Here is a 5,718-nt window from a genome sequence, read left to right as displayed (position 1 = left end):
AGCTCCCACAACTCATCAGGCACGAGACGCTCCACTATCCCCACGAGCCCAGACTACCCAACCAAATGAGATGACTTCTAACTTCCCGGCCTTGGGACAAGACCCCGGTGCCCAAGCATTCGCCCGGCCGGGAGTCGTGGCGACGCCCAGCCAGCTGCTGCCACGGGTCCCGCCTCCTATGCACAGCCGTTGCCGCATTTGTCAGCGATGAGCTGCCAGGGGCGTCGGATGCATGAGGTCGACGGACCCGTGTTCCTGGGACGGGGAGCAGTTACACCTGTTGCGGGCTGAGGGCGAATACGAAGTCGAAGGTGGAAAACCGCCTGGCCAGTTCCTCAGCGTCCGGATCCTCGCATTCCCGTAGCCAGACAGTGAGCACGGCGATACCACCGCCGATGGCGTAGGTGGTGAGGTCGGTGAGGCTCCGCCTCGACAGGCTCGTGCCGTGGCGTTCGCGGAGCATGCGTCTGCTGACCGGGGACAGCAGACGCATGAGCGCCTGGCTCAGCTCGAACGCGGTGGATCCAGTCATCAGCGCACGGTAGAAGCGGTGGTACTGGACGATGTGCCGAGCCGTGAGCAGTCGGTCCGTGGTGCCTAGCGGTTCGTCGTCGGCTCGGCGGGCAATGACCTCGCGTTGCAAGAGGTCGAGCGCGGCCTGGACCAGCAACATATCTCGGTCGCCGAAGTGCGCATAGACCACCTGGCGGGTCACGTCCGCTTCGTTGGCGATCTCGCTCAGCGGAATCGCGGTCGTCTCCCGCTCGGAGACGAGCTTGATCGTGGCACGGAACAGCGCCGCCCGGGAACGGCGGACCCTCCGATCCGGTGGCGGGGCCGCAGGCCCGGCATCCACGAAATGGTCCGGGCGCTGATCGTCGGCCACTCTGGCACCTCGTTCGCTGATTGGAGCGGATCGGCACGGACCACTTTAGATACTGGCCCTTGGCACGTCCGCTGCGCATGTGCTGCCTTGGACGAAGGTCGTGCTGCGTCGCGGTACCGTTCCGATCGGTCGGCCACGGTCCGCTGTTGTCGGTGCCCGTTCCCCTCGCACAGGAGCGCCCGGCAACACGGAGTCCTGGTGATCATTCCGGCGTGGTGTCCCTGCCAGGCTCCACCGGCGCACGATTCGAAATCTGCCGGTGGCGCAGATCGCCTTGGGCCAGCAACGCACGCAGAACCTTCTTGTGGAACTTGCCCACGCTGGTCTTGGGGATCTCGTCGATGAAGGCGTACGCGTCCGGTATCCACCATCGCTGGACGTGATCACGCAGATAGACGGCGAGTTCCTCCGCACTGACGTCGGTGTCCGGGACCCGCACCACGCAGGCCAGCGGACGCTCGGACCAGCGCTCGTCGGGCTTCGCGATCACCGCTGCCTCAGCGACCGCCGGATGCCCGATCAGGGCGTTCTCCAGCTCCACCGACGAGATCCACTCCCCGCCCGACTTGATCACGTCCTTGGTGCGGTCCGTCAGCCGGACATAGCCGCCTGGCTCGATCGCCGCTATGTCGCCAGTCCGCAGCCATCCGTCGGCGAACCTGTCCGGTGCCGGATCCCTGTAGTAGCTCGAGGCGATCCACGGCCCCCGGAGCTCGACCTCGCCCGTGCTGATCCCGTCCCAGGGCAAAGGCGTGCCCGCCTCGCCGACGATGCGTGCCTCGACGAGCGGGATGATGCGCCCACCCGTGGTGCGGTACCGCCACTCCTCCTCGCCGGTGGCACCGGCCGGCGGTGTTGCGAACGAAGCCAGTGGACTACTTTCTGTCATGCCCCAGGCCTGCTCGATGCGGACACCGTGCCGTGAGAGGAAGTTCTCCATCAGGGAGCGCGGGACGGCGGCACCACCGCAGACGACACGGCGCAGCGAGGACAGATCAGGGGCATGCTCGTCCGCGAACCGGAGGACGTCCAGCCAGATGGTAGGGACTCCCGCGGCGACGGTGACACGCTCCTTGACGATCAGGGAAGTCAGGGGCGCGGCATTCAGATGGTTCGAAGGGAGCACCAGACTGGCCCCGGTCAGGCCTGCAGCGTAGGGGAGCCCCCAGGCATTGACGTGAAACATCGGGACGACCGGCAGGACGCGATCGCTGTTGCGGATGCCGAAGGTGTCCGCCAGGCCGAGGCCCATCGCGTGCAGGACCGTCGACCGGTGTGAGTACAGGACTCCCTTGGGGTTGCCGGTCGTGCCGCTGGTGTAGCAGAGGGCCGCGGCGGCCCGTTCGTCGATCTCGACGTCGGGCATGCCCTGCGCAGAGTCGGCGATGAGGTCCTCGTAGCGCAATGCCTGCGTCAGTTCGCCTGCGGAGCCGTCACCGACGACCACGATGTGCTCCACGGTCGGCAGTCGCGGAGCGATGGCCTCCAGCAGCGGGACGAGCGAGTCGTCGACAATGATCGCGCGGTCCTCGGCGTGCGTAATGACGTAGGTCAGCTGTTCGGGCGACAGGCGCAGGTTCAGAGTGTGCAGCACCGCGCCCATCGCCGGGATCGCGTAGTAGAGCTCGACATGCTCCTGTGTGTTCCACATGAGCGTGCCCACGCGGTCGCCGGGCCGCACACCCAGGGCATGCATCGCTCCGGCAAGCCGGTCGACCCGGTCGCCGATCTCAGTGAATGTGACCGTATCGCACCGGCCTCCATCACGCAGCGTCACGACCGTCGAATCGGCATAGACGGTGCGCATCCGCTCCAGGATGTAACGGACGGTCAGCGGATAGTCGTTCAGAACAAGACCTTCAAGCATCAGTCGCTCACTCTCACGTGGCCACAGGCACTCGGTCCATGACCGGGACGGCTCAGACTCGCACTGTAAGACGCTTGTAACTTAGACTACACATGTCTAGTGTTCGTCGTCACGTGCACGCCGGCCCATCGCCGGTCGCCGTCGGTCGTCTGATATCCCACCGAACGGAATGGCATCGGATGAAAACCTCTGGATTCGCCCCGCACGAGGCCTTCGACGAGTACGCCGAACGCTTCCAAGACTATTTCTCCTTGCGCAGGGAGAACGGCATCGTCGAGCTGAAGATGCACGACAAGGGTGCAGCCACCGAGTGGAAGAAGGAGCACAACTGGGGCTGGGGTGCCGCCCTCAGGGCCATTGCCGCCGATACCGACAACGAGGTACTCATCATCGGCGGGACCGGCAACGCCTTCTCCACCGGCATGGACGCGGACTATCTGCGATATGTGAAGACGCTGCAGGAGGAGGAGCCGGAAGCCTTCAGCGAGCTGATCCTCGACACCTACCAGCGGGTCTCGAAGATGATCCAGACGATGCTCTTCGAGTTCGACATCCCCACAATCGGCGTTCTCAACGGGCCCGGGTTCCAGAACCTCCACCTGGAACTGCCCTTCTTCACCGACTTCACGTTGTGCGCCCCCGACGTCAGCTTCAGCAGCAGGCACTACACCCTGGGGAACGTCCCCGGGGACGGCTGGCACTTCGCGCTGCAGTTCATGCTCGGCGCCAAGCGTGCCAACCACCTGACCCTCTCGGGTCAGGAGTGGTCGGTCCGGCAGGCCCTTGACTGGGGCATGGTCGGTGAAATCGTCCCGTCGCAGACCATCTACGACCGCGCCTGGGAGATGGCCGAGGACATGATGCGCAAGCCGCGCAGCGTCCGCCGCCTGACCCACGAGCTCATGACCAGTTCCTGGCGCCGCTCCTTCCTCGAAGAATACCGATTCCAGTCGGGCGTCCAGGCCTGGTCCGGGACCATCGGAGCCTGCAGTGCTCGCGCCTGAGGCGAGCTCAGCGCCGCCTCTCACCTCGCCCTGCCCGATTAAGCAGATGAAGCACAGGAGCAGCGATGTCTGACACCGTGCAGGACTTCCTCGACGGCATGCGGTCTCCCACGGTCCCCCACGTCCCCTTCGACGAGTACGCGGACGCGTTCAAGGATGCGTTCGCGCTGCGCCGCGAGAACGGCATCTGCGAAATCCGGATGCACAGCAAGGGTGGTTCCGCCGTCTTCGGGAAATCCCACCACCGCGGCTGGTCGCAGATCCTCCGCCTGGTCGGCGCCGATCCTGACAACGAGCTGGTCATCATCACCGGCACCGGCGACAGCTTCGTGCGCCCCATACCGGACGAAGTGGTCCAGCACGCCAAGCAGGCCGCCGGCCGTGACCCTGCCGCCCGCCAGCTGGCCATGCACGAGCTGTACCTCGAGGGCACCGCCCTGGTGAAGAACCTCATCGAGCAGATCAACGTGCCGACCATCGGCGCCGTCAACGGCCCCGCCGGAGCCATGTCGGCGCTCGCCACTCTCTGCGACATCACCATCTGCAGTGACACCACGACCTTCGAGGAGAAGCACCTCGTCGAGAACCTCGTCCCGGCCGACGGCACCTGGCAGGCCTACGAAGGACTGATCGGCATCAAGCGGGCCAGCTACATGGCCTACATGCACCAGCGGATCGACGCAAGGACCGCCCTCGACTGGGGAATCGTCAACGAGGTCGTCCCTCACTCGGAGATCAACTCACGGGCGTGGGAAATAGCGGAAGTCCTGATGCGAAAGGACGCCTTCGCCCGGCGTATGACGCACTCGATGTTCAAGGAGTACTACGCGAGGTTCCTTGAAGGCTTCGCGCTCCAGTTCGCCATGGAGGCGTGGGCGGCAGCGCTGACCGAGGCGAACCAGCAGGCCGCCGCCGACCGCTAGCTCACGTATCAACCACTGGAGGAAAGATCGTGCCCAGGAAAATGCTCCGGAACACCAACGGTGCACCGTACGTCTCCCACATCTCTCTTGAGGAGTACGCGGACTGGTACCAGGACTTCGCCGTCATCACCCGTGAGGAGGGCATCTGCGTCATCAGGCTCCACACGAACGACGGCTCCGCGATCATCAGCCCGGGAATGCACAAGGCTATCCCCCAGATCCTCAAATACGCCGGGATGGACCCCGACAACGAGGTCATCATCCTCACGGGCACCGGCGACGACCTGTTCGCAGCCATGGACGCGGAAGCTCTCAAGACGGTGGCCCAATCGCTGGCCGAGGACCCGCTCAAGCTCTCCGACCAGCTGGTCGAGCTCTGGCCGGACGCACTGGCGCTCGCGAACGCCGTGGTCTTCGACGTCGACGTGCCGACAATCGGCATCATGAACGGCCCGACCCACACCGGACTGACGCAGGTGTTCACCTACTGCGACCTCACTCTCATGGCCGACGACGCCTACCTCTACGACTCTCACTTCAACCGGAATCTCGCCCCGGGCGACGGCCTGTTCCAGTCACTTCAGAAGTTCATCGGTGACAAGCGGGCGAACTACTACGGCTACACGGGCGCGAACATCGACGCCAAGAAGGCCCTCGAGTGGGGCATGGTCAACGAAGTGCTGCCACGTGAGGAACTGCTGCCCCGCGCCCTGGAGATCGCCCAGGGCATGATGAAGAACGAGCGACACGTGCGGCGCATGACCCACGCGCTGATGCGCCAGCGCGTCGCCCGTCACCTCGTGGAGGACCTGCACTTCCATGTACTCTCCGAGGGCTGGGGTGGGACACTGAGCGCCATCAACGCGGCGCAACGGCTCAAGGACGGACACACCGGACCGTCCACCTTCGTGGACGACCGGCTCCGCGAAAGCGTCGAGAAGAGCGATCAGCGCAAACAGTGAGCCTTTTCCAACCTGGCTGTCAGCGGCGCTGGCCGTGCCCAGCTGAGCATGCAGGCTGCCGTAGCCGCCCACGATT

The 5,718-nt window shown here is 65.0% G+C and carries 5 protein-coding genes; 3 read left to right on the top strand and 2 right to left on the bottom strand.

Features of this window, described 5'->3' with window-relative positions:
- Nucleotides 1-271: 271 nt before the first annotated feature.
- Nucleotides 272-886 carry a TetR/AcrR family transcriptional regulator gene (locus LCE31_RS35710; RefSeq protein ID WP_225021999.1) on the bottom strand — a complete coding sequence of 205 codons (615 nt, stop codon included), beginning with the start codon at nt 884-886 and terminating at the stop codon, nt 272-274.
- Between the two features lie 202 nt (nt 887-1,088).
- Nucleotides 1,089-2,753 carry a long-chain fatty acid--CoA ligase gene (locus tag LCE31_RS35705; RefSeq protein WP_225021998.1) on the bottom strand — a complete coding sequence of 555 codons (1,665 nt, stop codon included), beginning with the start codon at nt 2,751-2,753 and terminating at the stop codon, nt 1,089-1,091.
- 179 nt (nt 2,754-2,932) lie between these two features.
- On the opposite strand from LCE31_RS35705, the gene LCE31_RS35700 reads away from it, so the two are divergent.
- The 3 genes from LCE31_RS35700 to LCE31_RS35690 all read left to right on the top strand — a co-directional run bounded on the left by LCE31_RS35700 (nt 2,933) and on the right by LCE31_RS35690 (nt 5,642).
- A complete protein-coding gene (locus LCE31_RS35700; RefSeq protein WP_225021997.1) occupies nt 2,933-3,757 on the top strand; it encodes an enoyl-CoA hydratase/isomerase family protein in 825 nt (274 codons plus the stop codon).
- 65 nt (nt 3,758-3,822) lie between these two features.
- On the top strand, nt 3,823-4,680 hold the full coding sequence (locus LCE31_RS35695) for an enoyl-CoA hydratase/isomerase family protein (protein WP_225021996.1): 858 nt from the start codon (nt 3,823-3,825) through the stop codon (nt 4,678-4,680).
- Nucleotides 4,681-4,709: 29 nt separating this feature from the next.
- A complete protein-coding gene (locus LCE31_RS35690) occupies nt 4,710-5,642 on the top strand; it encodes an enoyl-CoA hydratase/isomerase family protein (RefSeq protein ID WP_225021995.1) in 933 nt (310 codons plus the stop codon).
- The last annotated feature ends 76 nt before the right edge of the window (nt 5,643-5,718 follow it).

This window comes from Streptomyces sp. 8L (assembly GCF_020176795.1).
Taxonomy (GTDB): domain Bacteria; phylum Actinomycetota; class Actinomycetes; order Streptomycetales; family Streptomycetaceae; genus Streptomyces.
This window is presented reverse-complemented; position numbering and strand designations above follow the sequence as displayed.